Raw genomic sequence first — 24,405 nt, 5'->3', positions numbered from 1 at the left:
GAAAAGGCGGATGAGTTTGAATTATCCGCCTCAGTGCCGTTTAGATTTTCTTCAGTTCAGGCATCAGCCGCATCGTGGTGCTAACTATCTGTAAAAGCTCATCGTAACTGGCGTTTTCACGCGCGCTGACCGACATCCCCTGAATGATACAGCACAGGTATTTAGCCAGCTTACGCACGCAGCTGCTGGAGGGGATTTCACCTTTCTCCTGGCGTTTACTCAGAAAACGCACCAAAGTTTCTTCCTGCATCGACTGGCGTGTTTTTATCACGGCGGCAATATCTTCCGAAGATGCCGCCAGCACTGATGAAGTACAGATGATAAAACAACCTGTTGGTGTGTCTTTCTCCGTAAATAACTTTGCAATCAGTGATAAATAATCTTCCAGCGCTTCTTCAAGCGTCCGATCTTCGCAGAATAAACATGCCTCACGCATTTGCGTAAAGCGCGCGATATAGCGATCCAGCACCGCCCGGAAGAGTCCCTCTTTATTCGTGAACTCGGCGTACAGCGTAGGGGCTTTCGCGCCCGTTGCTTCGACCAAATGCGCCATGGAGGTGGCTTCGTAGCCGTGTTGCCAGAACAAAGCCATGGCCTTGTCGAGTGCTGCTTCCCTGTCAAACACCTTCGGACGGCCACGGCTTTTTTTAATGCAACTTGTATCAGATGACATGTATGCCGTTTAACCTTTGTCTGTTTAATGAACGATCATTATAAAAATAAAAAACCCCGGTAGCCAGAGGCTTTTAGGGTAAAAATAAATGAATCCTATCTTAATGAAAAATAGGGTTTTTATAAAATAATTAATGAACGTTATTAAATTGATTTGACGTGTGACGCAGATCACGTTTATGATTTAGTTATCGATCGTTAAGTAAATAACTTTACGACCTTACAAATCATCTGCTCAAGGTAAATAACATGAAAAACGTGAAAACTCTCATCGCTGCCGTTGTATTAAGCTCAATCTCTTTTGCAAGCTTTGCCGCTGTAGAAGTTCAAGCCACTCCAACAGGTCAACAGAAAATCGGTACTGTGACGGCAACCGCGGGGACTAACCTTGATTCTCTGGAAGCACAACTGGCTGAAAAAGCGGACCAAATGGGTGCAAGTTCATTCCGTATCACTTCAGTAACCGGTCCGAACACGTTGCATGGTACTGCGGTAATTTATAAATAATTTATTACCCTCTGAGCGTTGCTTTACAAACTCGTTCAATAAAAAAGGCCCTGTTAAATAACAGGGCCTTTTTTCTATTATTACTTCGTCTTAAATAGTATTGCTCGCTTCAGGATGAGCATTCACTTCAACTGGCATTCCTGAGCGATGCTGCATGGCTTGCTCCATTACTGTTGCGTCAGTTTCAGGTGCGGACTGGAACTGTTTCATCTGCTCGTTAAGCACAATCGGCAGCACCTGAGGGTCGTCATTAATATCTTTTGACAGCGGCTGATGCACTTCAACTAAACGAGTACCGTCCGGTTCAACGGAGGTCTTGATCGCGGTGTTAATAATGCGCACTGGCGTCCCGACCGGCATCTCTTTATAGAGAGCCTTGATATCGTCATCACGCAGACGAATGCAGCCAGAACTGACGCGCATACCAATACCAAAGTCTGCGTTGGTGCCGTGTAACAGGTAGACGCCACCATAGGCGGCAAGGCGAATCGCATGGTGGCCCATTGGGTTATCCGGCCCGGCAGGCACTACGGCCGGGAGTTTGATGCCATTTGCCAGATAGCGTGCACGAATATTCGCTGTTGGTGTCCAGGTCGGGTTGGCACGTTTATCTGAAATAGTCGTCACCATGGTTGGCGTTACGGTGTCGCCACCAAGTTGGCCAATTCCAATAGGGTAAACGGTGACGCTGTTTTTACCCGCCGGATAATAGTAAACGCGAAGCTCTGCGAGATTAAGTACCAGCCCCTGGCGTGGGGCATCGGGCAACAGCATTTGACGTGGGATCGTCAGCACGCTTCCCGCACGAGGAACATAAGGGTCAACCCCCGGATTTGCCTGAAGCAAAGCCAGGAAACCCACATTGTACTTTTTCGCAATCGCCTCAAGCGAACCCCCATTATTCTCCACAACATGGAAAATATTCTTGCCGATCAGACGGCTTCCTTCTGGGGGCAATGGGTAAGAGTTGGCGACAGCCTGAAACGAGGCCAGTGTTGCGCTAACCAGCATGATCGACGCGAGCCAGCGAATGACGCGAGCTTTGCGGGATGATGAAACGCTCAGAGAGGTAATCACGATAAACCCTATGAAAAATGTGTATGTTATAAAAAAGTTAATCGATGATTATGGCGGGAGAGCGTGTAGGGAAATCCTGGCGGATTGAAAGAATGTGTAAATGTTACAAAGTAAGTGCCTTAGATATTTCTAAGGCACTGTGAACGGATTAAGCCGCTGCGTTCTGAGCAAGCTGATGCATAAAGTTACGCACCCATTCCATACGGGCTTTGCGGTCGGCGAGATCTTCAATAAATTTCAGGCGAGTTGGCCCATCCAGACGGTAATGCTGAGGCTGTTTTTGCAGTAAACCAATCAACCATACTGGATTAACATGGTTCTTCTCGGCAAATTCAATCACGCCACCTTTTTCGTTTCCTTCGATTTTACGTACACCTAATTTCTGTGCCTGCTGGCGCAATGCGGCAATATCCAGCAGGTTGCGCGCAGGATCGGGTAGCAAACCAAAGCGGTCAATCAACTCTACTTTTAACTCGTCGAGTTCATGTCCCGTTTTTGCACTGGCGATGCGTTTGTAGAATGACAGGCGTGTATTGACGTCCGGAATGAAATCATCAGGCAGCAGGGCTGGCATACGCAGTTCAACTTCGGTCTGGCTGCTGGTCAAATCTTCAAGCGACGGCTCACGGCCTTCTTTAAGCGCATCGACCGCGTTTTCCAGCAACTCCATATACAGCGAGAAACCGATGGTTTCCATCGAACCGCTTTGGCCTTCGCCGAGCAACTCACCCGCACCACGAATTTCCAGGTCGTGAGTCGCCAGGGCAAAACCTGCGCCCAAATCTTCGAGAGAAGCGATAGCCTCGAGGCGTTTTTGCGCGTCGGTCGTCATCGCTTTTGGATGTGGCGTCAGCAGCCAGGCATACGCCTGGTGATGCGAGCGCCCAACGCGGCCACGTAGCTGGTGCAACTGCGCCAGGCCGAAATGATCTGCGCGTTCGATGATGATGGTATTCGCAGTCGGAATATCGATACCGGTTTCGATAATCGTGGTACAGACCAGCACGTTGAAACGCTGGTGGTGGAAGTCGTTCATCACGCGTTCCAGTTCACGTTCACGCATTTGGCCGTGACCAATGGTGATGCGCGCTTCTGGCACTAATACCGCGAGGCGGTCTGCTGCTTTTTGGATATTTTCCACATCGTTATAAAGATAGTAAACCTGCCCGCCGCGCAGAACTTCACGCAGAATCGCTTCGCGGACAACCAGTTCATCGTACTGGCGAACGAAAGTTTTCACTGCCAGGCGGCGTGCCGGAGGCGTCGCGATAATCGACAAATCGCGCATCCCGCTCATTGCCATATTCAGCGTGCGCGGAATCGGTGTCGCAGTCAGCGTCAGGATATCGACGTCAGCACGCATCGCTTTAATTCGCTCTTTATGACGCACACCAAAGCGATGCTCTTCATCGACAATCAGGAGCCCCAGGTCTTTCATCTTCACATCATTTTGAAGCAGCTTATGGGTGCCGATAAGAATATCGACTTTCCCTTCACTCGCATCTTGCAGGATTTGCGCTTGCTCTTTGGCGGTACGAAAACGCGACAGCATTTCGATGCGCACTGGCCAGTTGGCGAAACGGTCACGGAAGTTATCCAGATGCTGTTGAGCGAGCAGGGTGGTCGGAACCAGTACGGCAACTTGTTTGTGGTTTTCCACTGCGAGGAATGCGGCACGCATCGCCACTTCAGTTTTACCAAAGCCCACATCACCACACACCAGACGGTCCATGGCCAGCGGCTGGCACATGTCGCTCAACACCGCATTAATCGCCTGAGCCTGGTCCGGCGTGGTTTCAAACGGGAAGGCATCGCAGAACAGTTGATATTGTTCGCGGTCATGCTTAAAAGCAAAGCCTTGTTTTGCTGCACGCTGCGCATAAATATCCAGTAATTCCGCCGCTACATCACGCACTTTCTCGGCGGCTTTCTGGCGCGCCCGTGACCATGCATCACTGCCCAGTTTATGCAGCGGCGCATTTTCTTCAGCTCCGCCCGCGTAACGGCTGATCAAATGCAGTGAAGAAACCGGCACGTAAAGTTTGGCGTCACCGTGATAGGTCAGCATCAGGTATTCACCTGTAATGCCACCGGCTTCAAGGGTAGTTAATCCGGCGTACCGGCCAACACCATGTTCAAGATGCACAACCGGTTGACCGGTATGCAGCTCGGCCAGGTTGCGAATCAAGGTATCAGGGTTAATGGTGCGACGACTATCCTGACGGCGACGGCTGACGCGCTCACCCAGCAGATCGCTTTCACAAATCAACGCGCGGTTACGCAGGGTGTCGATGAAACCATGTTCACTGGAACCCTGCATCAAATAGCGGCCATTATCTTTGGCCTCATCAAGGCGATAGATACGCTTTGGTGCCACTTTGATGCGTGATAACAATTCGCCTAATGCTTCACGGCGACCCTCGCTTTCTACGGAAAACACCACGGGTCCCGCGAAGGATTCAAGGAATTTACGCAGGTTATCGAGTGGAGCTTTCTGCTGCGCCTGAACGGAAAGGTCCGGCAATGCGCGATAGCCCAGGTTGGTAAACGCAGCCTTATCGGCTAATGATTCAGTTTTGAGCTGGATGCGCGGCCAGGACTTTAACTCGCTGAACAGTTCGTCCACACGCAGCCACAGGCTTTCTGGCGGCAATAATGGCCGCATCGGATCGACGCCGCGATTTTCGAATCGGGCAACGGTATCCTGCCAGAAACGCTCGGCACTGTTTTCGATGTCGCCGGTATTCACCAGCAAGGTGTTTTTTGGGAAATAACTAAACAGCGGCGGCAAAGGCTCGCTGAAGAACAGCGGTTGCCAGTATTCAATCCCGGCAGGGAGCGTATTTTTACTCACTTGCTGATAGATATGTTCCGGCTCACGTTTCACATCAAACTTGTCGCGCCACTGGCTGCGGAACAGTTCGATGGCGGTTTTGTCGGTCGGGAATTCGTGTGCGGGCAGCAAGTTAATCGCATCAACTTCTTCGAGCGTGCGCTGTGTATCAACATCAAATACACGCAGGCTATCGATTTCGTCATCGAAGAAATCGATGCGGTAGGGCTGTTCGCTCCCCATCGGGTATAAATCCAGCAATGCGCCACGGGTAGCAAATTCACCGTGTTCCATCACCTGATCGACACTGCGATATCCGGCCTGTTCTAACTGGTGGCGGAGATTATCGCGTGATAAGCGCTGGCCTTTTTTCATCACCAACGCATGGCCGTGCAAGAAATTGTGCGGGCAGACGCGCTGCATCAACGTATTCACCGGCAGAATCAACACGCCGCGCTGCATGGTTGGCAACTGATACAATGTCGATAAACGCGAAGAGATAATTTCCTGATGCGGCGAGAAACTGTCGTAGGGCAGGGTTTCCCAGTCGGCAAGATTCACCACAAGGCTTTCCGTAAACTGAGTAATCTCGTCATGCAGACGTAGCGCATTCTGCATATCTGGAGCAATCAACACCACCGGCCCATTATGGCGTTCTATGATTTCGGCCACTTCGGTTGCACAAGCAGAACCGGTGAGTTCTCCAAGCTGACGCTGATCGCCAGCTTTAACAGGTAAGGAATAGCGATAATTTTCAGGCATAGAAGGTGTCAGAATCTCTCAGGTTGCATCGAATTTTATGGGTATATAACCCTGACGCGGCAAGAAGTTGCTTATTATTATCCGCGATCGTTTTGTATTAGCAACCCAATCGCAAAGCAGCCTGAGATTTGACCATCCTGCGGATGCCACTTAACCCGCATCCGTTGCCATCACCCTTTTTTTCGGCGGTGAAAAGAACATATCACCACACAGTCCCCGCGATAATTTCCTGAAGCCTAAACCCAGCAAGGTACATATTGCCAGGCTGAAGAACGGATAAACCAGCAAAATGGCGAGGACCAGGTTATCGGAGAAGTGTCCGGCGTGGATTTGCGCAAGTGTGAATAAGCTTAATGCTTCAATCACAATGCGGTGGGTCGTGTAAATCGCAATGGTGTTAGTGCCGACAATATTCAGGAAGGCGTCGGAGCGACTTTCTCGCCAATTATCAAGTAGATAAAACAGCTTCATAATGACGAAAATAGAGAGTACTGAAATCACCAGCGGGACGTTCACCAGATACAACGCGGTAGAAACCAAAGCAGCAGCTACGCAGAATAATGGTCGTTGGCGAGGGGAAAATGCTTTCATCGCGTTCATCAATTGTGGTCCAAACCACGCGCCCAGCCCGTAATAACACATGTTACGCACCACGCTGTTCATACCCCACCATGGCAACGGCATAAAGCTAATCACTACATTCAGCGCCAGTAACATCATGATGATCGGAAGTTTGTACTGGCGCAGGCTTTTGAAAACCAGAAAATAGATCACCAGCGCATAGAGATACCAAAGGCTGGTGCTGGCTTTTGCCATGCTGGTGGCAAATTGTAAGAGGTTTTCTGAATAGGCCGCGTTGGATGTCGGGTTTCGCACCAGTTCGGGGCCCAGCCACTCATTGATTAACGTAATACCAAGCCACTGCAACACGCCCCATAACAGCAGAACATAAAAGATATTCCAGAGACGTTTATCAATGCAGTCCCGCCATTTCACCACGTCGATATAGCGGGTTATCAAAAATCCGGAAATAAAGAAAAAGACCGGCATACGGAAAGGCGCGAGGTAAAGATTCACGTAAATCCAGCTTTTGGCAATGTACTCAGGCAATCCAGTTTGGGATTGCACCAGGTGCGGATAAAAAGTGATCACCGAGTGATAGATAACCACAAGGCAGATGCACAATCCCTTGATATGGTTTATCCATAGTTGTTTGTTATTCATACGAGCAATATCTTCTGTGGGTCTGTATTGCCTTCAGGGTGGAAGATTGGCGGCAGTTTTTTTACCTGATTTGTCTGTTTTTGTAAGAATTCGGCGCCTTTCAGAAATTCCGCAGGGTCAGTAAATAACCGATTCGCGAGAGCTTTGACTTCGAAAACAAGATGTTATGAGATTGATTTAATTGGATTTCACATGTTCTGAAATATCAAAAAAACGTTATGTTTCATTTACTTGATAAGGTATCACTTATATACTTCTCGCCAACTTTGCATCCGCAACTGCAACAAGACGGAATACATGTATCAACCTGTCGCGTTATTTATAGGCCTGCGCTACATGCGTGGGCGAGCAGCTGACCGCTTCGGTCGCTTCGTTTCCTGGCTGTCGACTATCGGCATTACGCTTGGCGTAATGGCGCTGGTTACCGTGCTTTCCGTAATGAACGGATTCGAGCGTGAGCTGCAAAACAACATTCTTGGACTGATGCCACAGGCGATAATCAGCGCGCCTCAAGGTTCCATTAATCCAGAAACGCTTCCTGCAAAAGATCTGAAACTCCAGGGCGTCACACGCATTGCTCCTATCACCACGGGTGATGTTGTGCTGCAAAGCGCGCGCAGCGTGGCGGTCGGTGTGATGCTGGGTGTGAAGCCGGACGAAAAAGATCCGCTTTCGCCGTTTTTGGTCAACGTTAAGCAAACTGACCTGGTCGCCGGGAAGTACAACATTATTCTGGGTGAGCAGCTTGCCGGGCAACTGGGTATTAAACGTGGTGATAGCATCCGTGTGATGGTGCCGTCCGCCAGCCAGTTTACGCCGATGGGGCGTTTGCCTAGCCAGCGTCTGTTCACGGTCATTGGTACTTTTGCGGCCAATAGCGAAGTCGACGGTTATCAAATGTTGGTGAACCAGCAAGATGCGTCGCGCCTGATGCGCTATCCGGCGGGCAATATTACCGGCTGGCGTTTGTGGCTGGCAGAGCCCCTAAAAGTGGATGTGTTGAGTCAACAGACTTTGCCGCAGGGCACCGAGTGGAAAGACTGGCGCGAACGTAAAGGGGAGCTTTTCCAGGCCGTGCGCATGGAAAAAAATATGATGGGGCTGTTATTGAGCCTGATTGTGGCGGTTGCCGCATTTAACATCATTACGTCTCTCGGCCTGCTGGTCATGGAAAAACAAGGCGAAGTCGCCATTCTCCAGACTCAGGGGCTAACCCGTCGCCAAATCATGGCGGTGTTTATGGTGCAAGGGGCGAGTGCTGGCGTGATTGGCGCACTGCTTGGCGCACTGCTTGGCGCGCTACTTGCCAGCCAGTTAAATAATTTGATGCCGATTATTGGCGCCATGCTGGATGGTGCCACGCTGCCGGTTGCCATTGATCCACTACAAGTTATCGTGATTGCCGTCGTTGCTATGGCGGTTGCGCTGTTATCCACGCTTTATCCATCGTGGCGTGCTGCCGCGACACATCCCGCTGAGGCTTTACGTTATGAGTAATTCTATCCTGTTGCAGTGTGACAAGCTGTGCAAACGCTATCAGGAAGGCAAAGTGCAAACGGACGTATTGCATGATGTCAGCTTCAGCATCGATACCGGCGAGCTAATGGCTATTGTCGGCAGCTCCGGCTCTGGCAAAAGTACTCTGTTGCACCTGTTAGGTGGGCTTGATACGCCAACCTCTGGCGATGTGATTTTCAACGGCAAGCCGATGAGCTCAATGTCGTCTTCAGCTAAAGCAGAACTGCGTAACCGTGAGTTGGGCTTTATTTATCAGTTCCACCATCTACTGCCTGATTTTACCGCGATGGAAAACGTCGCGATGCCGCTGTTAATCGGCAAAAACAATACGGATGAAACCAGGCAACGTGCGTTGGAAATGCTGAAAGCTGTCGGTCTTGATCACCGCAGTAATCACCGTCCTTCAGAGCTGTCCGGTGGCGAACGTCAGCGTGTGGCGATAGCACGTGCTCTGGTAAATAACCCGCGTCTGGTGCTGGCCGATGAACCGACCGGTAACCTGGATGCGCGTAATGCAGACAGCATTTTCGAACTGCTTGGTGAGCTTAACGTGCGCCAGGGAACCGCATTCCTCGTGGTGACTCACGATCTGCAATTGGCGCGTCGCATGTCTCGCCAGTTAGAAATGCGTGATGGTCGCCTGACCAATGAGCTGACTCTGATGGGAGCCCATTAATGGCTTCGCCACTGTCACTGCTTATTGGTTTGCGTTTTAGCCGCGGGCGTCGTCGCAGCGGTATGGTGTCATTGATTTCAATCATCTCCACTTTAGGTATCGCATTGGGTGTAGCGGTGCTGATCGTAGGGCTGAGCGCGATGAACGGTTTCGAGCGTGAGCTTAACAACCGCATTTTAGCGGTAGTACCACATGGTGAAATCGAGCCGGTAAATCAGCCATTCCATGACTGGAGCGGTGTTTTACAACGTGTTGAGAAAGTGAAGGGGATTGCGGCGGCTGCGCCGTACATCAACTTCACTGGTCTGGTGGAAAGTGGGCCAAATCTGCGCGCTATTCAGGTAAAAGGGGTCGATCCTGCACAGGAGGTTCGCCTCAGTGCGTTGCCACAGTATGTGCAAAATAACGCGTGGGCTAACTTTAAGGCCGGTCAGCAGCAAATCATTATTGGTAAAGGGGTCGCTGATGCCCTGAAAGTGAAGCAGGGCGACTGGATCTCTATCATGATCCCCAACAGCAATGCCGATCACAAACTGCTACAACCGAAGCGCGTACGCCTGCAAGTTGAGGGTATTCTTGCACTCAGCGGGCAGCTCGATCACAGCTTCGCGATGGTGCCAATGGCTGATGCGCAGAGCTATTTGGATATGGGGGACAGCGTCACCGGCATCGCTATCAAAGTGAATGATGTGTTTAACGCCAACCAGTTGGTGCGAGATGCCGGTGAAGTCACCAACGCTTACGTTTACATCAAAAGCTGGATTGGCACCTACGGTTACATGTACCGCGACATCCAAATGATTCGCGCCATCATGTATCTGGCGATGGTGCTGGTGATTGGCGTAGCCTGTTTCAACATCGTTTCCACGCTGGTTATGGCAGTGAAGGACAAGAGCAGCGATATCGCCGTCCTGCGTACCCTGGGTGCAAAAGATGGTTTGATTCGTGCCATTTTCATCTGGTACGGGCTGTTAGCCGGTCTGTTGGGTAGCGTGAGCGGTGTGATTATCGGAGTGCTGGCCTCCTGGCAACTGACCAATATCATCCGCGTGATTGAAAAGCTTATCGGCCACCAATTCCTGTCCGGGGATATTTACTTTATTGATTTCCTGCCATCCGAACTTCATTGGCTGGATGTTTTTTATGTGCTGGTGACAGCACTTTTACTGAGTCTGCTGGCAAGCTGGTACCCTGCGCGTCGCGCAAGCCGAATTGATCCGGCGAGGGTGTTAAGTGGCCAGTAATTTTGTCATGATTTGAGCTGCACTTTGTGTTGTTAAATCAATGTGTCGCCAAATCAGAAAGAGGAATGCGTTATGTATTATGGATTTGATATTGGCGGCACCAAAATTGCGCTTGGCGTCTTTGATGAACAGCTTAAATTGCAGTGGGAAACCCGCGTTCCCACGCCGCGCGAAAGTTACGACGAATTTTTAAACGCGGTCGCCGCCCTGGTGACCGAAGCCGATACCCGCTTTGGCGTGAAGGGCTCAGTGGGGATTGGTATTCCGGGAATGCCGGAAACCGACGATGGCACGCTCTACGCCGCCAATGTTCCTGCCGCCAGTGGCAAACCGCTGCGTGCCGACCTCTCTGCTTTACTCGAACGCGACGTGCGTCTCGATAACGATGCCAACTGTTTTGCCCTCTCCGAAGCCTGGGACGATGAGTTCCGCCAGTATCCGCTTGTCATGGGACTGATCCTGGGAACGGGCGTGGGCGGTGGGATTGTCATTAACGGTAAGCCGATTACCGGTCGCAGCTATATCACCGGTGAGTTTGGTCATATTCGTCTGCCAGTCGATGCGCTGGAGGTGGTCGGGCGTGATTTCCCCCTGACGCGCTGCGGCTGTGGACAGCACGGCTGTATTGAGAATTATCTTTCAGGCCGAGGGTTTGCATGGCTTTACGAACACTTCTATCATCAGAAACGTGACGCTCCGGAAATCATCGCCTTGTGGGAGCAGGGGGATGAACAAGCCCGCGAACACGTTGAACGGTATCTCGATCTGCTGGCGGTGTGTCTGGGCAATATTCTGACCATTGTCGATCCCGACTTACTGGTGATCGGTGGTGGATTATCCAACTTTTCTGCAATTACGGAACAGCTGTCCGGGCGATTGCCTCGACATTTGCTGCCGGTTGCCCGTGTACCGCGCATTGAACCTGCGCGACATGGGGATGCTGGCGGTATGCGTGGCGCGGCGTTCCTCCATCTCACGGAGTAAATTATGTTAACCCGTCGTCAACATCGGTTAAGCCGGTTCAGAAAAAACAAACGCTTGTTGAGACAGCGTCTGCGCCAGCGCGCTTTTTTCCGCGACAGTCCTGGACCTGAAGCGATGGAAAAACCCAGAGTTGTGGTCCTGACCGGGGCAGGGATTTCCGCCGAGTCAGGTATTCGGACTTTCCGCGCGACTGATGGTTTGTGGGAAGAGCATCGTGTTGAAGATGTGGCAACGCCAGAAGGATTTGCCCGCGACCCAGAACTGGTTCAGGCGTTTTATAATGCTCGCCGTCAGCAACTCCAGCAGGCAGAAATCCAGCCCAATGCGGCTCATCGGGCGTTAGCAAGGCTTGAGGAAGAGTTGGGCGATCACTTCCTTTTGGTGACGCAAAATATTGATAATCTCCACGAACGCGCGGGTAATAAAAATATTATCCATATGCACGGTGAACTGCTGAAAGTACGCTGTGCGCGCAGTGGGCAAGTACTGGAGTGGAAAGGGGATATCACCTCTGATGATCGTTGCCACTGCTGCCAACTTTCTGCACCGTTGCGCCCGCACGTGGTGTGGTTTGGTGAAATGCCGTTGGGGATGGATGAGATTTATCAGGCGATTGCGACGGCAGATTACTTTATCGCCATCGGCACTTCGGGCCATGTTTATCCTGCCGCAGGTTTTGTCCACGAAGCCCGATTGCAAGGCGCACATACCGTTGAGCTGAATCTTGAACCGAGCCAGGTGGGTAGCGAGTTTGAAGAGAAGTTTTACGGTTTAGCCAGTGAGGTGGTGCCGGAGTACGTGGACAGATTATTGAAAGGGCTTTGAAACAACCCTCACCCCGACCCTCTCCCTGAGGGAGAGGGGGAGAACGGTTAAGTCCCCTCTCCCTCAGGGAGAGGGTTAGGGTGAGGGGAAAAAGCTAAAAACCGAACTACCGTCCAGCCTTCAACTTCTGATAATAAGACTCATAAATCGCACTGGCATCACCGACATCGTTCTGCCACTCCCCGTTTTTAATCACTGCCTCATCAGGGTAAAGCGATTTATCCCCAGACACTTCTTTTGGTAGCAACTTGCGCGCTTCGAGATTTGGCGTCGGATAACCAATAGTCTCGGCTACCTGTTTTGCCACATCGGGACGCAGCAGGAAGTTAATCAGCTTTAATGCACCGTCTACGTTTTTGGCGTTTGCAGGAATAGACAGGTTATCCATCCAGAAAATCCCGCCTTCTTTCGGCCAGACAATTTCCAGTGGAGTGCCCGCCTGGCGTGCAACATAGGCTGAACCATTCCACACCATACCGAGATTCACTTCGCCTTCCATATACGGGTTGGCAGGGTTATCCGAGTTGAACGCGGCCACGTTTGGCATCAGCTTTTGCAACTCGTGGTACGCCGCTTCAATCTGTTTTGGATCGGTAGTATTGCCGGAATAACCGAGTTTCAGTAATGCGACCTGGAAGACTTCGCGCGCGTCATCGGTCAGCAACAGGCTTTGCTTGTACTCTGGTTTCCATAAATCGGCCCAACGGGTGACGGTTGTTGGATCAATAGCGTCGCTGTTTACGCCAATGGCTGTCGCACCCCAGATATACGGAATGGAATAGTCATTGTTGGGATCGAACGGCTTGTTGAGCATCTCAGGATCGAGATTTTTGAAGTTACTCAGTTTGCTTTTGTCGATCTTCTGGATCATCCCTTCTTTGCGCATTTTCGCCACAAAGTAGGTTGAAGGAACAACCAGATCGTACGCACCTTCTTTGTAGGTTTTCAGCTTGGCATACATGGTTTCATTCGACTCGTAGGTCGAATAAATCACTTTGATACCCGTTTCTTTGGTGAACTGCTCAAGCAGGCCTGGCGGCACGTACTCTGTCCAGTTATAGAAGTAGAGTGTCTTACTGTCATCGGCATGTGCAGCGCCCATACCCAGTGCCAGAGCGCCCGCAGCGAGCAGGTGGCGTGGCCATTTAGTCATTTTAACGTCCCCTGAATTTAGAGCCTAGCTCTTGGTTTTATCACGAAGAATAAGCTGACTGGCAACCACCAGGACCAGCGAGAGCACTAACAAAATGGTGGCAAGTGCATTCACCTCTGGCGAAACACCGACCTTCACCATTGAGTAAATCTTCAATGGCAAAATTTCATAACTTGGCCCTGTCACGAACGATGAAACCACCACGTCATCCATCGACAGGGTAAAACTCAATAGCCAGCCCGCGGCAACCGCGGGCATGGCAAGTGGCAGGATGATCTTGCGAAGAATGGTTAGCTCGCTGGCACCTAAATCTTTCGCCGCCTCAAGCATTCGCACATCAAACCCTTTCAGCCGTGAATAGACCGTGACGACGACAAATGGCAGGCAGAAAGTGATGTGTGAGAACAGCAGCGACCAGAAGCCAAGTGACACACCCAGCAGCATAAACAGCACCAGCAGTGAAATTGCCATCACGATATCGGGCGACATCATCACCACAAATAACATGCCGCTGACAAAGGGTTTGCCACGGAAACGGTAGCGATACAACGCCACCGCTGTTAGCGAGCCAATCAGCGTCGCCGCAGTGGCGGAAACCACTGCCATGGTTAATGAATGTTGTGCCGCTTGCAGCAGGCTGTCGTTGTTCATCAGCAGGCTATACCACTTGCCCGTAAAGCCTTGCCAGTTAATACCGAAACGCGAACTGTTAAACGAATTAACGATCAAAATGATAATCGGAATGTACAGATACGCGTAGATGGCAGTCATAAATCCGCCACGGAACAGGCGACCCATCATTCTAATTCCACCTTCTTGTTCAACAAACGGGCAGCACGCCAGTAAACCAGCAGCATCAGACCCATCACCAACGTGAGCGTAATACTGGTCGCGGCACCAAACGGCCAGTCGCGAATATTCAGGAACTGGCTCTTAATGACGTTGCCAATCAACAGGTTTTTCGCCCCTCCCATCAAGTCGGAAACGTAAAACAGCCCCATTGCAGGCAACATCACCAGCAAACAGCCCGCAATAATTCCCGGCATGGTGAGCGGAATGATAATGCGGATAAACGTCTGAAATTTGCTGGCACCCAAATCACGCGCTGCTTCCAGCAGAGGCTTATCAAGCTTCTCGATGCTCGAATACAGTGGCATGACCATAAATGGCAGCAGGATATACACCAGGCCGATGATCACTGCACTTGGGGTGTACATCAGACGAATCGGCGTATCAATGACCCCAAGCCACAGCAAAAACTCATTCATATACCCTTTGGTGCTGAGGAAAATCTTCAACCCATAGATACGAATTAATGAGTTGGTCCAGAAGGGGACAATCAGCAAAAAGAGCAACAAAGGGCGCACACGCTCCGGTAATCGAGCCAGGAACCAGGCAAACGGGTAGCCCAACACCAGGCAGGCGAGGGTGGCAATCAACGCCATATTTAGCGAGTGCAGAAGTACCTGCGCGTACAGAGGATCGGCGAGCCGGGTGTAGTTTTCCAGCGTGAACACCATGCTGACGAAATTGGCGTCATCACGCGTCAGGAAGCTCGTCCCGATGATCATCAGATTCGGCAGGAATACGAACAACACCAACCAACCTACGATGGTGGTAATCACCAGATTCTGGAATTTACGCGAGCTCTTCATCTGCCAACACTACCTCCCAGCTTTCAACCCAGGTAACCGCCATTTTTTGGTTAAGCGAGTGGTCAAAATCAGGATCATCTTCGTTAAAGAATTCACTGACCATCACCATTTTGCCATTTTCCAGTTCGACGTTTGACTCAAGCGTCATGCCTTTATAGTTGCGCTCTCGCACATAGCCCATTAAGCCGTCGGCGACGTGAGTATCGCCTATCTCTTCGACGCGTAGATCCTCCGGGCGTAACAAGACTTTCAGTCGTTGCCCGACGGTGACAGGCATCGTCACATAAATATGGCATTCGCGGCCTTCGACGTTGGCCAGCACACGCTGTTCATCGACACGTTCGATGACGGTCGCATCAAAAATATTGATCTCACCGATAAAACTCGCCACGAACAGGTTTTTGGGTTCTTCGTAAATTTCGCGCGGCGTACCGTCTTGCTCAATGCGACCATCGCGCATCACCACAATCCTGTCGGACATGGTTAACGCTTCTTCCTGATCGTGCGTGACAAAAACAAAGGTAATGCCGAGCTTACGCTGGAGCGCTTTTAATTCATTCTGCATCTGCTTGCGCAATTTGTAATCGAGCGCAGAAAGCGACTCATCAAGCAGTAACAGACGGGGTTTATTGACTACCGCCCGTGCAATCGCAACACGCTGTTGCTGTCCGCCAGAAAGCTGGTGGGGTTTGCGTTGCGCGAACGCCTCTAGCTGCACCATTTTCAACGCTTCGGTCACACGCGGAGCAATCTCGGCATCCGGCGTTTTTTGCATTCTTAAACCGAAGGCGACGTTTTCAAAAACGGTCATATGAGGAAACAGAGCGTAGCTCTGGAAGACGGTATTAACGTGGCGGTGTTCGGCCGGAACCTGCGTGATATCCTGGCCATCGAGTGAAATCGTGCCAGAATCCGCGCTTTCCAGACCGGCAATGATGCGCAGCACCGTTGTTTTGCCGCAGCCGGAAGGGCCAAGGAGCGTCAGAAATTCACCATTATTAATGGTGAGAGATAAATCAGAAATTACGTTTTTGCCATCAAAGCGCTTACCTACACCCGCCAGTTCTACCAGCGGTGAGAGCGAACGAAGCTGTGTATTCAATTTTTTACTCTGTCCCATAAATGACGCATCAAATTGCGAGCTGATGCGGGGTTTGTGATTAACCACCTTGCGGTTTTGCACGTTTAAGTAAGGGCACGCATTCTACGGCAAAGCATTGAAATCGCCAATCCTTGATGCCTGTTGGCGGGTTTGAACGTGATGAGGATCCAAGCAGCAAACACCAAATCCACTCGCATTGCATTACATTCGTGACTATTTTCATCTCAGGCAGGCTAAAAGTGACCTGACGCAATATTTGCATTTGTGGCTTACTGATAATGAAGTCACAAAAATTGAGGGTAGCGACATGGATAAATTACTTGAACGTTTCTTACATTATGTCTCTTTGGATACCCAGTCCAAATCTGGCGTGAAGCAAGTTCCCAGCACTGAAGGGCAGCGGAAGTTGTTGCGCTTGCTGAAAGAGCAAATGGAAGAGATGGGTTTGGTGAATGTTACGCTGGGCGAACATGGCACCGTCATGGGAACACTCCCGTCTACCGTCGACAAAAAAGTCCCGCCAATTGGTTTTATCTCTCATGTGGATACCGCGCCTGATTTCACGGGTAAAAATGTCAATCCGCAAATTGTAGAAAACTATCGTGGTGGTGATATCGCGCTGGGAATTGGCGATGAAGTGCTCTCGCCGGTGATGTTCCCGGTACTGCATCAGTTGCTCGGACATACGCTTATCACCACCGATGGCAAAACGCTGCTTGGCGCTGATGATAAGGCCGGCGTGGCTGAAATCATGACCGCGCTGGCGGTGCTGAAAGAGAAAAAAATCCCGCACGGTGACATTCGTGTGGCTTTCACCCCTGATGAAGAAGTGGGTAAAGGCGCGAAGTATTTTGATGTCGACGCATTCGATGCCCGTTGGGCATACACCGTCGATGGCGGTGGTGTGGGTGAGTTGGAGTGCGAGAACTTTAACGCAGCCTCGGTCACGATCAAAATCGTGGGTAACAACGTGCACCCAGGTTCTGCTAAAGGGGTGATGGTAAATGCGTTGTCACTTGCAGCCCGCATTCATGCAGAAGTGCCTGCTGACGAAAGCCCTGAATGTACCGATGGCTACGAAGGTTTTTACCACCTGAACAGCATGAAAGGTTCGGTCGATAAAGCAGAAATGCACTACATCATCCGTGATTTCGACCGCGAACAGTTTGAAGCCCGCAAACGCAAAATGATGGATATCGCCAAGAAGGTCGGCAAGGGCTTGCACCCGGATTGTTACATCGAGCTGGTTATCGACGACAGCTACTACAATATGCGCGAGAAAGTCGCGGAGCATCCTTACATTGTGGAAGTGGCGCAACAGGCGATGCGTGATTGCGACATCGAACCTATCCTGAAGCCGATTCGTGGCGGCACCGACGGCGCGCAGCTGTCATTTAAAGGTTTGCCTTGCCCGAATCTGTTCACCGGCGGCTATAACTATCACGGCAAACACGAGTTTGTGACGCTGGAAGGGATGGAAAAAGCGGTGGCGGTGATTGTGCGTATTGCTGAGTTAACGGCAAAGCAGAGCTGAGTCACCAGGGTGCTGGTGGTGATAGAAAACAAAGGGGCAGAGAGCCCCTTTGTTGCATTAGATTATCGATAAAATGACGGTCAGTTTAGCGCCAGAATTGTCTTTAGTTACGATTCAGTCTTTATTAACGCTTACTCTGATCTTTGTTACGTTCTTGATTTCGTTTGCTCTGGTCTTTGTTGCGGTCATGATTTCGTTTAGTCTGGTCTTTGTTACGATTTTTTTGCCGACTGTCGTGGTTTCCATCGATATTTTTTAGATGCTCACCATTATTACCATTCCATCGCGGCGCATTATCTATACGATTCTCACGACTTGCTTCATGTATATCGTGATGAGTTTCCCGGCCTTTTTCACGAATTTCATGGCGTTCGTCTACATTCGAGTTATCGCCAATGTCAGTGTTATTATCTACACGATATTCACGACTACCTTCGCGAACATCGTGTTTTCCTTCCCGAACAGACTCACGAACATCATGGCGCTGCTCAAAACTGGCTGTTTCAGCAAAAGATGACATGCTACAAGTCAGAGTAAAAATGCCAATGAGATTAATCAGTTTCATACTTATTCCTGGTGGACTCTCTATGTGAGAGATCAGATATGGTATTTGAAGTTGTTGATGCAACTTTTCTAGGATCATAAGTGCTTCGTTAATTTTTATCACAACATTATTTATATAATAAAAAACTTTGTCGTTCTTTTATTGTGTTGTGAAAGTTTTCTTTAACTGTTTAATTTATAAGACACTTATCAAACGTTGCTGATTTTATTTTTAATAAACCAGATTCTTCCTATTAAATAATGATGGTATTTAGCTTGGTTTTTATTGTGAATAAAATGAAGGGAAAGAAGAAGAGTAACGCGCTGATTATTACCTAAGGAAATACCCCTGAGGTGTTTAAGCCTCAGGGGGTTTATTTATGGTGTCACAATATTGAACCAGAACTCGAACTTGTCCATATAGCCCAACATTTCGTCCATCTTCGCACCGTTACCGGTTACCTTCACATCACCTTTATCTTCAGCCTGTTTCAGCGTTTCTTCTTTCAGGATGATCTTATTCAGCGTGTCACGGTTCAGCGTAATCGTGGCGTCGGCGTCTTTCGCTTCGGCGTTAGCGGTGTGGTTCAGTACACCGTTTTCCAGCTCCAGCTTGTACTTGCCGCCATCATTGCCCAAATCGATATTAAACACCGCTTTAGCATTACCTGCTTTTTCACCGTTGATGTGAACAGCAAGGTAGTCGAAGAACATTTCAGGCGTCATAGCACGAACGGTATCCGGGCTTGCCGTATTCGGCGTTGGACCTTTCACCACGCCATTACGCAACTCCTGAGCACCGGTCAGGTAGAAGTTACGCCATGGGCCAGACTCTGCCTGATAACCCAACTGTTCAAGCGCATCCGCTTCAAGGTTACGTGCATTCTGGTTATTCGGATCGGCGAATACCACTTTACTGACAACCTGCGCCACCCAACGGTAATTACCCTGATCAAAGTCGGTTTTCGCTTTCTGAAGAATCGCATCGGCACCGCCCATGTACTCAACAAATTTCTTCGCCGCTTCTTCTGGTGGTAGTTCGTCGAGGGTTGCCGGGTTGCCATCGTACCAGCCGAGGTACAGCACATAGGTCGCTTTCACGTCATGGCTGACTGAACCGTAGTAACCACGGTTAGCCCAGGTTTTCGCCAGGCTATCCGGCAGTTTGAAGTTTGCCGCAATTTCATCGCGGGTCAGGCCTTCGTTTGCCATACGCAGGGTCTGGTCGTTGATATAACGATACAGGTCACGCTGGCTCTTCAGCAGGCCAACCACATTATCGTTACCCCAGGTTGGCCAGTGGTGCTGAGCCATAATAATTTCGGCTTTGTCACCCCAGCGAACGATAGCTTCGTTGATGTATTTCGACCATGGCAGCGGTTCACGGATTTTTGCACCGCGTAACGAATAGGTATTGTGCAGGGTATGGGTCACGTCCTCTGCGGCTTCGATGAGTTTTTTCTCTTCGATATACCACAGCATCTCAGACGGGGCTTCAGAACCTGGCGCCAGCATGAAGTCATAAGTCAGGCCATCAATGACCTCTTTTTGACCATCTTTTTCGATGATATTCGTTGGCGCAATCAGCGTAACGGTACCCGCAGACGTTGTGGTGCCTAAACCAGCACCAACCTGTCCTGTCGCTTCAGGTTTCAGCAGGTTGCCATACATATAGCTGGCACGGCGGCTCATGACATTCCCGGCCATAATGTTTTCAGCAACCGCTGCTTCCATGAAGCCAGCTGGCGCATAAACTTTTACCTTACCGGATTTCACATCCGCTTCATCGACAACGCCACGCACGCCGCCGTAATGGTCAACGTGGCTGTGGGTGTAAATGACGGCGACAACAGGTTTTTTGCCACGGTTTTTAAAGTACAAATCCATGCCAACTTTTGCGGTTTCAGCTGAAACCAGCGGATCAACGACGGTAATCCCTTCTTTACCCTCAATGATGGTCATATTGGATAAATCAAGGTTACGGATCTGGTAAACGCCGTCTGTGACTTCGAAAAGACCGCTGATGTTGATGAGCTGGGACTGACGCCACAGACTTGGGTTCACTGTGTCAGGGGCTTTTTCCCCTTCTTTTATAAAAGCGTATTGTTGGGGATCCCAGACGACATTCCCTTGTTCACCCTTAATGACTTCCTGAGGTAAAGCAGCGATAAAGCCTTTGTGGGCGTTGGTGAAATCAGTGTTATCAGAGAAAGGAAGCTGATTATAGAGTGCATCGTTAGCTTGCTTTGTCGAAGCGGTAGCTGGTTTTGCTGCTTCCTGCGCAAACAGCGGTGTGAGTGCAGTGGTAGAGATTAGCCCTGCCAGAGCAAGACTTTTGACGATCAACTTAAGTCTCATTTGTAATCCTTATGTGAAAACTCTCTAACTACTCAGGTATTTCGAATAGTTACCTTGAGATATAATTCGTTAATGCAAATGATAATAATTGTCATAGGCCAGAAACGTTTTTTAAATATAACCAAGGAGTTACATTTCGCCAGTCGTGGATACAAAATATTTAAAATGTAACGTTTGTAGGCTTAAGGCTGTTTGGAGGAACGCAGAAAGTTAACAGGAGAGAGGTCAGATGTGACGGATCATCGAACTATGTGGCTAGAGAATCTCAGCTAAAATTTGACTCGCAGATTGAGCTCGATTCTGAAGACGCCGCGTTTGGTCGCCTTGATGGAACTCGAATTAGTTTGGGTAGAGATTCCCGCCTTCTCAACCAGTCAATTTTTGCTGAGAAGGCAGGAGAGGGACATTAGTCCTCGAAGTACCAGTACCCGCTGTTGACCAGTGCGGCCAGCATCGCCAGGAATGATGGATCTTCTAACGCGTCACCAAACATTTCTGCTTTCAGGGTGATATTGCTTGCCAGCGCTTCAAGGGCCGGACGGTGCGGGCTGTCAATTTTCTCGCCGTTCACGTAAATCTCATCGGCAATACGCAGCACGCGTAGCCCACCCAGACGAGTAATCGCGTCACCCTGTTTCAGGGCGTCGTAAATCTCATCAGGCTGGTATGGCGGCTCAGGCGGTGCGACGTCCAGTTCATGACGTGACTGGGAAACAAACTCACCAAACCAGGTTTTGAAATGCTCCGGCTGATTGATCAGTTCCAGCATCATGTTACGCAGGCTGTCCATTTCCTGTGGCAGAACATCCGCAGGATGCTGGCGCGCAGGCACATCAGGGTCGGTATAACGTTGGCTGCCCAATTCGCGTTGCAGCACGTAATCAGCAAAACCGCTGATTAACTCACGGCCGCTTGGCGCGCGGAAACCGACGGAGTAGTTCATCGAGTTTTCCAGCGAGTAGCCTTCGTGCGGGAAGCCTGGCGGAATATAAACAATATCGCCCGGCTCCAGCTCTTCGTCGATGATGGCGTCGAACGGTTCAACTTGCAGCAAATCAGGATGCGGGCAGTGTTGTTTCAGGGCCACTTTTTCCCCGACACGCCAGCGACGGCGGCCAACGCCCTGAATGATAAACACATCGTACTGATCGAAATGGGGGCCAACGCCGCCGCCAGGCACCGAGAACGAGATCATCAGATCGTCGATTCGCCAGTCCGGCAGAGCACGGAACGGGCGCATTAATCGCGCACTTTGTTCATGCCAGTGGTTAACCGCCTGGACCAGTAAAGACCAGTTGTTTTCACCCAGATGATCATAGCTCTGGAATGGGCCGTGGCTGACCTGCCATTTACCGTTGTGATGGCTGACCAGGCGGCTGTCCACCTCGTTTTCCATCGCAAGGCCGGCGAGCTCATCTGGAGAAATGGGATCGATGAAGTTTTTGAAGCCGCGTTTTAACACCACCGGGCGCTTTTGCCAGTAGTTCTCAATAAAATCGGGCCAGTTTAGGTCGAGTTGATAGTCCATATTATTATCCGGCAGGTGAAGGAGCCTGCCGAGGATTATAACGGATGGGGCACCGGGTTACGGGAGTATTTTCAATCTTCTTCCCTATCTGGACGCTGACGGCCAAAAATCACTTCCATACGTGCGCCGCCCAGTTCGCAGCTCGAGGTTTGGATCTGACCGTCGTACTGTTCCACGATTTCACGGGCGACGGATAAACCCACGCCCTGACCTGGCCGCAGGGTATCAGCGCGTTGACCACGGTCAAACACCAGGCTGCGCTTACTTTCAGGGATGCCCGGACCGTCGTCATCAACGAATAAATGCAGCGTGTCATCCAATTGGCGACCGGAGATCTCAACAAATTCAAGGCAATATTTACAGGCGTTATCCAGCACGTTCCCCATCACTTCCATGAAATCATTCTTCTCACCCATGAAGGTGATTTCCGGCGAAATATCCAGCGTGATGGTAACGCCTTTGCGCTGATACACCTTATTGAGCGCCGAGCAGAGGCTGTCGAGTAACGGGGCCACGGGATGAAGTTCCCGACTGAGTAACGGGCTGTCGCCACGCATACTGGCGCGATGCAAGTAGTAACCAATTTGCTGCGAAATACGGCTGATTTGCTCAAGCATCACCGGCTCCGCTTCTTCGATATTTTGTTTTTCTGTACGCAATGAACGCAGAGTGGTTTGCATGACGGCCAGCGGCGTTTTCAGACTGTGTGTTAAATCGGTCAATGTGGTGCGGTATTTGTCATGGCGGTCACGTTCGGTACGCAGCAGGCGATTAAGATTACGCACAAGGCTCGTCAGCTCGCGTGTCGTTTCGGGATTGAGACTGTCACGGTCGTGTTTTTCAAGCTCGCGCACTTCTTTCGAAAGGTGTTCGATAGGGCGCAAACTCCAGCGTGCAGCGAACCAAAGTAACGGTACGACGAGCAACAAATTGGCAAGGAACACACAGGTAAACATGCTCCAGACCGTATACGAACGCTTTAATTCGATAGGGATCGTGTCGACAACCACAATAGTTAAAGCAGGCATTTTCCCCGCCGCTGGATACTTATTTACGGCAACGGAGTGACTGACATCATAGCTATAATCGCCATCATAAAAATCTTTAAGCCTGGTTTGTAGCTTTTCGTCGTTGGCGAGCAAGGCGTGGCTGGTATCAAAATTCGCTTCCAGCTCGTGAAAACCATTGCTGGTAAGCCACTCTTTTTTAATCTGTTGCACCACGTGCGGCACGTCACGTTGTGTCCACAACAGCTTACCCTGGTCATCGTAGATGAGGGCCATGGTCGGGGTTTTCAGATTCAGGTTTTCTGGCAGGACAACGTTAATGCGACCATTTTCGTAGGTCGCGAGGGTATAAAACAGGTTGCTCTCCCCGCGCAATAAACGGAAAGATGTTTTATCAAAACTGATGCTATAACCCACCAGAGCAACAACACCATAGGCCAGTGACAGCACCATGACGACGACGGCAGTCGCGAGTAAGAAGCGGACCCGTAAGGACAACGGTAAAAAATGCCGAATGAATTTCATGATTAGCGCAGATCGAAACGGTAGCCCTGACCACGTACTGTGGTGATAGCATCATGCGAATATTCAGCCAGAATCTTTTTACGCAAGCGCCCCATTAAAACGTCGATGGTGTGGCTCTCGCGCAGTTCAGCATCGGGATAGAGTTGAAGCATCAACGAATCCTTGCTCACCACTTTGCCATTGTTGCGAATCAGCGTTTCCATAATGGTGTATTCGAAAGCGGTCAGCTTGATCAGATTGTCGTTGATAAGCAATTCACGTCGCGATAAATCCACCTGGAATGGCGGGAGAGAAATGACCTGGGAAGCCAGGCCGCTGTTACGGCGCATCAGAACTTGCATGCGAGCAACGACTTCTTCCAGATGGAAGGGTTTGGTGACGTAATCATCAGCGCCCGCGCCCAGCACTTCGACTTTATCCTGCCAACCTTCACGTGCGGTGAGAACCAGAATAGGGAGGGTCACATCGTGGCTGCGCCAGCGGCGAATCAAACTTAAGCCGTCTTCATCGGGTAAACCTAAATCGACAATGGCGATATCGGGGGTATGTTCACTCAGAAAATAGTCTGCTTCTTTGGCATCTTCAGCAGCATCAACCTGATGACCGGATTCACGCAACTGAACCTTGAGGTGGTGACGCAACAGAGCATTATCTTCCACAACCAGAACACGCATCGTA

At 50.3% G+C, this 24,405-nt stretch carries 20 protein-coding genes; 7 read left to right on the top strand and 13 right to left on the bottom strand.

The annotated features are described in order from the left end of the window. Nucleotides 1-40 precede the first annotated feature (40 nt). Nucleotides 41-673, bottom strand: a complete 633-nt coding sequence (locus BSPA111_RS14715; RefSeq protein ID WP_183271886.1) for a TetR/AcrR family transcriptional regulator — start codon at nt 671-673, stop codon at nt 41-43. 248 nt (nt 674-921) lie between these two features. Here BSPA111_RS14715 and bhsA point away from each other — a divergent pair, with 248 nt between their 5' ends. Further along, a complete protein-coding gene (bhsA, locus tag BSPA111_RS14710) occupies nt 922-1,179 on the top strand; it encodes a multiple stress resistance protein BhsA (RefSeq protein WP_183271885.1) in 258 nt (85 codons plus the stop codon). Nucleotides 1,180-1,269: 90 nt separating this feature from the next. Here bhsA and BSPA111_RS14705 read toward each other — a convergent pair whose 3' ends face one another. The 3 genes from BSPA111_RS14705 to BSPA111_RS14695 all read right to left on the bottom strand — a co-directional run bounded on the left by BSPA111_RS14705 (nt 1,270) and on the right by BSPA111_RS14695 (nt 7,075). After that, on the bottom strand, nt 1,270-2,190 hold the full coding sequence (locus tag BSPA111_RS14705; RefSeq protein ID WP_183271991.1) for a L,D-transpeptidase family protein: 921 nt from the start codon (nt 2,188-2,190) through the stop codon (nt 1,270-1,272). A 214-nt stretch (nt 2,191-2,404) separates the two neighbouring features. Further along, on the bottom strand, nt 2,405-5,851 hold the full coding sequence (gene mfd, locus BSPA111_RS14700) for a transcription-repair coupling factor (RefSeq protein ID WP_183271884.1): 3,447 nt from the start codon (nt 5,849-5,851) through the stop codon (nt 2,405-2,407). Between the two features lie 150 nt (nt 5,852-6,001). Continuing rightward, nucleotides 6,002-7,075 carry an acyltransferase family protein gene (locus tag BSPA111_RS14695; protein WP_183271883.1) on the bottom strand — a complete coding sequence of 358 codons (1,074 nt, stop codon included), beginning with the start codon at nt 7,073-7,075 and terminating at the stop codon, nt 6,002-6,004. Between the two features lie 297 nt (nt 7,076-7,372). Between BSPA111_RS14695 and lolC the strand changes: the two genes are divergently transcribed. From lolC to cobB, 5 genes are all read left to right on the top strand, one after another. Beyond that, entirely contained in the window at nt 7,373-8,572 is a 1,200-nt protein-coding gene (gene lolC / locus BSPA111_RS14690; RefSeq protein ID WP_183271882.1) for a lipoprotein-releasing ABC transporter permease subunit LolC, read from the top strand. Beyond that, entirely contained in the window at nt 8,565-9,269 is a 705-nt protein-coding gene (lolD, locus tag BSPA111_RS14685; protein ID WP_183271881.1) for a lipoprotein-releasing ABC transporter ATP-binding protein LolD, read from the top strand. Before lolC ends, lolD begins: the two co-directional genes overlap by 8 nt. Continuing rightward, entirely contained in the window at nt 9,269-10,513 is a 1,245-nt protein-coding gene (lolE, locus tag BSPA111_RS14680) for a lipoprotein-releasing ABC transporter permease subunit LolE (RefSeq protein WP_183271880.1), read from the top strand. Before lolD ends, lolE begins: the two co-directional genes overlap by 1 nt. 72 nt (nt 10,514-10,585) lie before the next feature. Beyond that, nucleotides 10,586-11,497 (top strand): N-acetylglucosamine kinase, encoded by a 912-nt coding sequence (gene nagK / locus BSPA111_RS14675; protein ID WP_183271879.1) that lies wholly within the window; start codon nt 10,586-10,588, stop codon nt 11,495-11,497. Between the two features lie 3 nt (nt 11,498-11,500). Next, the gene (gene cobB / locus BSPA111_RS14670; protein ID WP_183271878.1) at nt 11,501-12,322 is read left to right on the top strand and encodes a Sir2 family NAD+-dependent deacetylase; all 822 of its coding nucleotides are present in this window, start codon (nt 11,501-11,503) and stop codon (nt 12,320-12,322) included. A 106-nt stretch (nt 12,323-12,428) separates the two neighbouring features. Here the strand turns inward: cobB and potD are convergent, their stop codons facing one another. Genes potD through potA form a run of 4 tightly spaced genes read right to left on the bottom strand, consistent with a single transcriptional unit; the run spans nt 12,429 to nt 16,250 of the window. Continuing rightward, nucleotides 12,429-13,475: a spermidine/putrescine ABC transporter substrate-binding protein PotD gene (gene potD, locus BSPA111_RS14665; RefSeq protein WP_183271877.1), complete on the bottom strand. Its 1,047-nt coding sequence runs from the start codon at nt 13,473-13,475 to the stop codon at nt 12,429-12,431. A 24-nt stretch (nt 13,476-13,499) separates the two neighbouring features. After that, on the bottom strand, nt 13,500-14,276 hold the full coding sequence (gene potC, locus BSPA111_RS14660; protein ID WP_183271876.1) for a spermidine/putrescine ABC transporter permease PotC: 777 nt from the start codon (nt 14,274-14,276) through the stop codon (nt 13,500-13,502). After that, nucleotides 14,273-15,130: a spermidine/putrescine ABC transporter permease PotB gene (gene potB / locus BSPA111_RS14655; protein ID WP_183271875.1), complete on the bottom strand. Its 858-nt coding sequence runs from the start codon at nt 15,128-15,130 to the stop codon at nt 14,273-14,275. The genes potC and potB overlap by 4 nt, the downstream gene beginning before the upstream one ends. Beyond that, nucleotides 15,114-16,250, bottom strand: coding sequence for a spermidine/putrescine ABC transporter ATP-binding protein PotA (gene potA / locus BSPA111_RS14650; protein ID WP_183271874.1), 1,137 nt, complete (start codon nt 16,248-16,250; stop codon nt 15,114-15,116). Before potA ends, potB begins: the two co-directional genes overlap by 17 nt. Nucleotides 16,251-16,539: 289 nt before the next feature. On the opposite strand from potA, the gene pepT reads away from it, so the two are divergent. Further along, complete coding sequence (gene pepT, locus BSPA111_RS14645; RefSeq protein WP_183271873.1) at nt 16,540-17,766, top strand: peptidase T; 1,227 nt, start codon at nt 16,540-16,542, stop codon at nt 17,764-17,766. A 124-nt stretch (nt 17,767-17,890) separates the two neighbouring features. Here pepT and BSPA111_RS14640 read toward each other — a convergent pair whose 3' ends face one another. The 5 genes from BSPA111_RS14640 to phoP all read right to left on the bottom strand — a co-directional run bounded on the left by BSPA111_RS14640 (nt 17,891) and on the right by phoP (nt 24,401). Continuing rightward, on the bottom strand, nt 17,891-18,331 hold the full coding sequence (locus tag BSPA111_RS14640; protein ID WP_183271872.1) for a hypothetical protein: 441 nt from the start codon (nt 18,329-18,331) through the stop codon (nt 17,891-17,893). A gap of 356 nt (nt 18,332-18,687) precedes the next feature. After that, the gene (locus BSPA111_RS14635; RefSeq protein ID WP_183271871.1) at nt 18,688-20,667 is read right to left on the bottom strand and encodes an alkyl/aryl-sulfatase; all 1,980 of its coding nucleotides are present in this window, start codon (nt 20,665-20,667) and stop codon (nt 18,688-18,690) included. 406 nt (nt 20,668-21,073) lie between these two features. Further along, nucleotides 21,074-22,195 carry a cupin domain-containing protein gene (locus BSPA111_RS14630; protein ID WP_183271870.1) on the bottom strand — a complete coding sequence of 374 codons (1,122 nt, stop codon included), beginning with the start codon at nt 22,193-22,195 and terminating at the stop codon, nt 21,074-21,076. A gap of 71 nt (nt 22,196-22,266) precedes the next feature. Beyond that, nucleotides 22,267-23,730 (bottom strand): two-component system sensor histidine kinase PhoQ, encoded by a 1,464-nt coding sequence (gene phoQ / locus BSPA111_RS14625; protein ID WP_183271990.1) that lies wholly within the window; start codon nt 23,728-23,730, stop codon nt 22,267-22,269. After that, nucleotides 23,730-24,401 (bottom strand): two-component system response regulator PhoP, encoded by a 672-nt coding sequence (phoP, locus tag BSPA111_RS14620; protein ID WP_183271869.1) that lies wholly within the window; start codon nt 24,399-24,401, stop codon nt 23,730-23,732. Before phoP ends, phoQ begins: the two co-directional genes overlap by 1 nt. Nucleotides 24,402-24,405 lie beyond the last annotated feature (4 nt).

This window comes from Buttiauxella sp. A111, assembly GCF_014189855.1.
GTDB lineage: Bacteria > Pseudomonadota > Gammaproteobacteria > Enterobacterales > Enterobacteriaceae > Buttiauxella > Buttiauxella selenatireducens.
Note: the sequence above shows the minus strand (reverse complement) of the source record. Positions and strands in the feature narration are given on the sequence as shown.

Bases quoted from the DNA above. Each gene is read 5' to 3' on its own strand.
- mfd (WP_183271884.1), bottom strand. From the start codon at position 5,851: ATGCCTGAAAATTATCGCTATTCCTTACCTGTTAAAGCTGGCGATCAG.
- BSPA111_RS14695 (WP_183271883.1), bottom strand. From the start codon at position 7,075: ATGAATAACAAACAACTATGGATAAACCATATCAAGGGATTGTGCATC.
- cobB (WP_183271878.1), top strand. From the start codon at position 11,501: ATGTTAACCCGTCGTCAACATCGGTTAAGCCGGTTCAGAAAAAACAAA.
- lolE (WP_183271880.1), top strand. From the start codon at position 9,269: ATGGCTTCGCCACTGTCACTGCTTATTGGTTTGCGTTTTAGCCGCGGG.
- potA (WP_183271874.1), bottom strand. From the start codon at position 16,250: ATGGGACAGAGTAAAAAATTGAATACACAGCTTCGTTCGCTCTCACCG.
- phoP (WP_183271869.1), bottom strand. From the start codon at position 24,401: ATGCGTGTTCTGGTTGTGGAAGATAATGCTCTGTTGCGTCACCACCTC.
- lolD (WP_183271881.1), top strand. From the start codon at position 8,565: ATGAGTAATTCTATCCTGTTGCAGTGTGACAAGCTGTGCAAACGCTAT.
- BSPA111_RS14640 (WP_183271872.1), bottom strand. From the start codon at position 18,331: ATGAAACTGATTAATCTCATTGGCATTTTTACTCTGACTTGTAGCATG.
- potC (WP_183271876.1), bottom strand. From the start codon at position 14,276: ATGATGGGTCGCCTGTTCCGTGGCGGATTTATGACTGCCATCTACGCG.
- BSPA111_RS14635 (WP_183271871.1), bottom strand. From the start codon at position 20,667: ATGAGACTTAAGTTGATCGTCAAAAGTCTTGCTCTGGCAGGGCTAATC.
- BSPA111_RS14715 (WP_183271886.1), bottom strand. From the start codon at position 673: ATGTCATCTGATACAAGTTGCATTAAAAAAAGCCGTGGCCGTCCGAAG.
- potD (WP_183271877.1), bottom strand. From the start codon at position 13,475: ATGACTAAATGGCCACGCCACCTGCTCGCTGCGGGCGCTCTGGCACTG.
- BSPA111_RS14630 (WP_183271870.1), bottom strand. From the start codon at position 22,195: ATGGACTATCAACTCGACCTAAACTGGCCCGATTTTATTGAGAACTAC.
- BSPA111_RS14705 (WP_183271991.1), bottom strand. From the start codon at position 2,190: ATGCTGGTTAGCGCAACACTGGCCTCGTTTCAGGCTGTCGCCAACTCT.
- potB (WP_183271875.1), bottom strand. From the start codon at position 15,130: ATGAAGAGCTCGCGTAAATTCCAGAATCTGGTGATTACCACCATCGTA.
- pepT (WP_183271873.1), top strand. From the start codon at position 16,540: ATGGATAAATTACTTGAACGTTTCTTACATTATGTCTCTTTGGATACC.
- nagK (WP_183271879.1), top strand. From the start codon at position 10,586: ATGTATTATGGATTTGATATTGGCGGCACCAAAATTGCGCTTGGCGTC.
- lolC (WP_183271882.1), top strand. From the start codon at position 7,373: ATGTATCAACCTGTCGCGTTATTTATAGGCCTGCGCTACATGCGTGGG.
- bhsA (WP_183271885.1), top strand. From the start codon at position 922: ATGAAAAACGTGAAAACTCTCATCGCTGCCGTTGTATTAAGCTCAATC.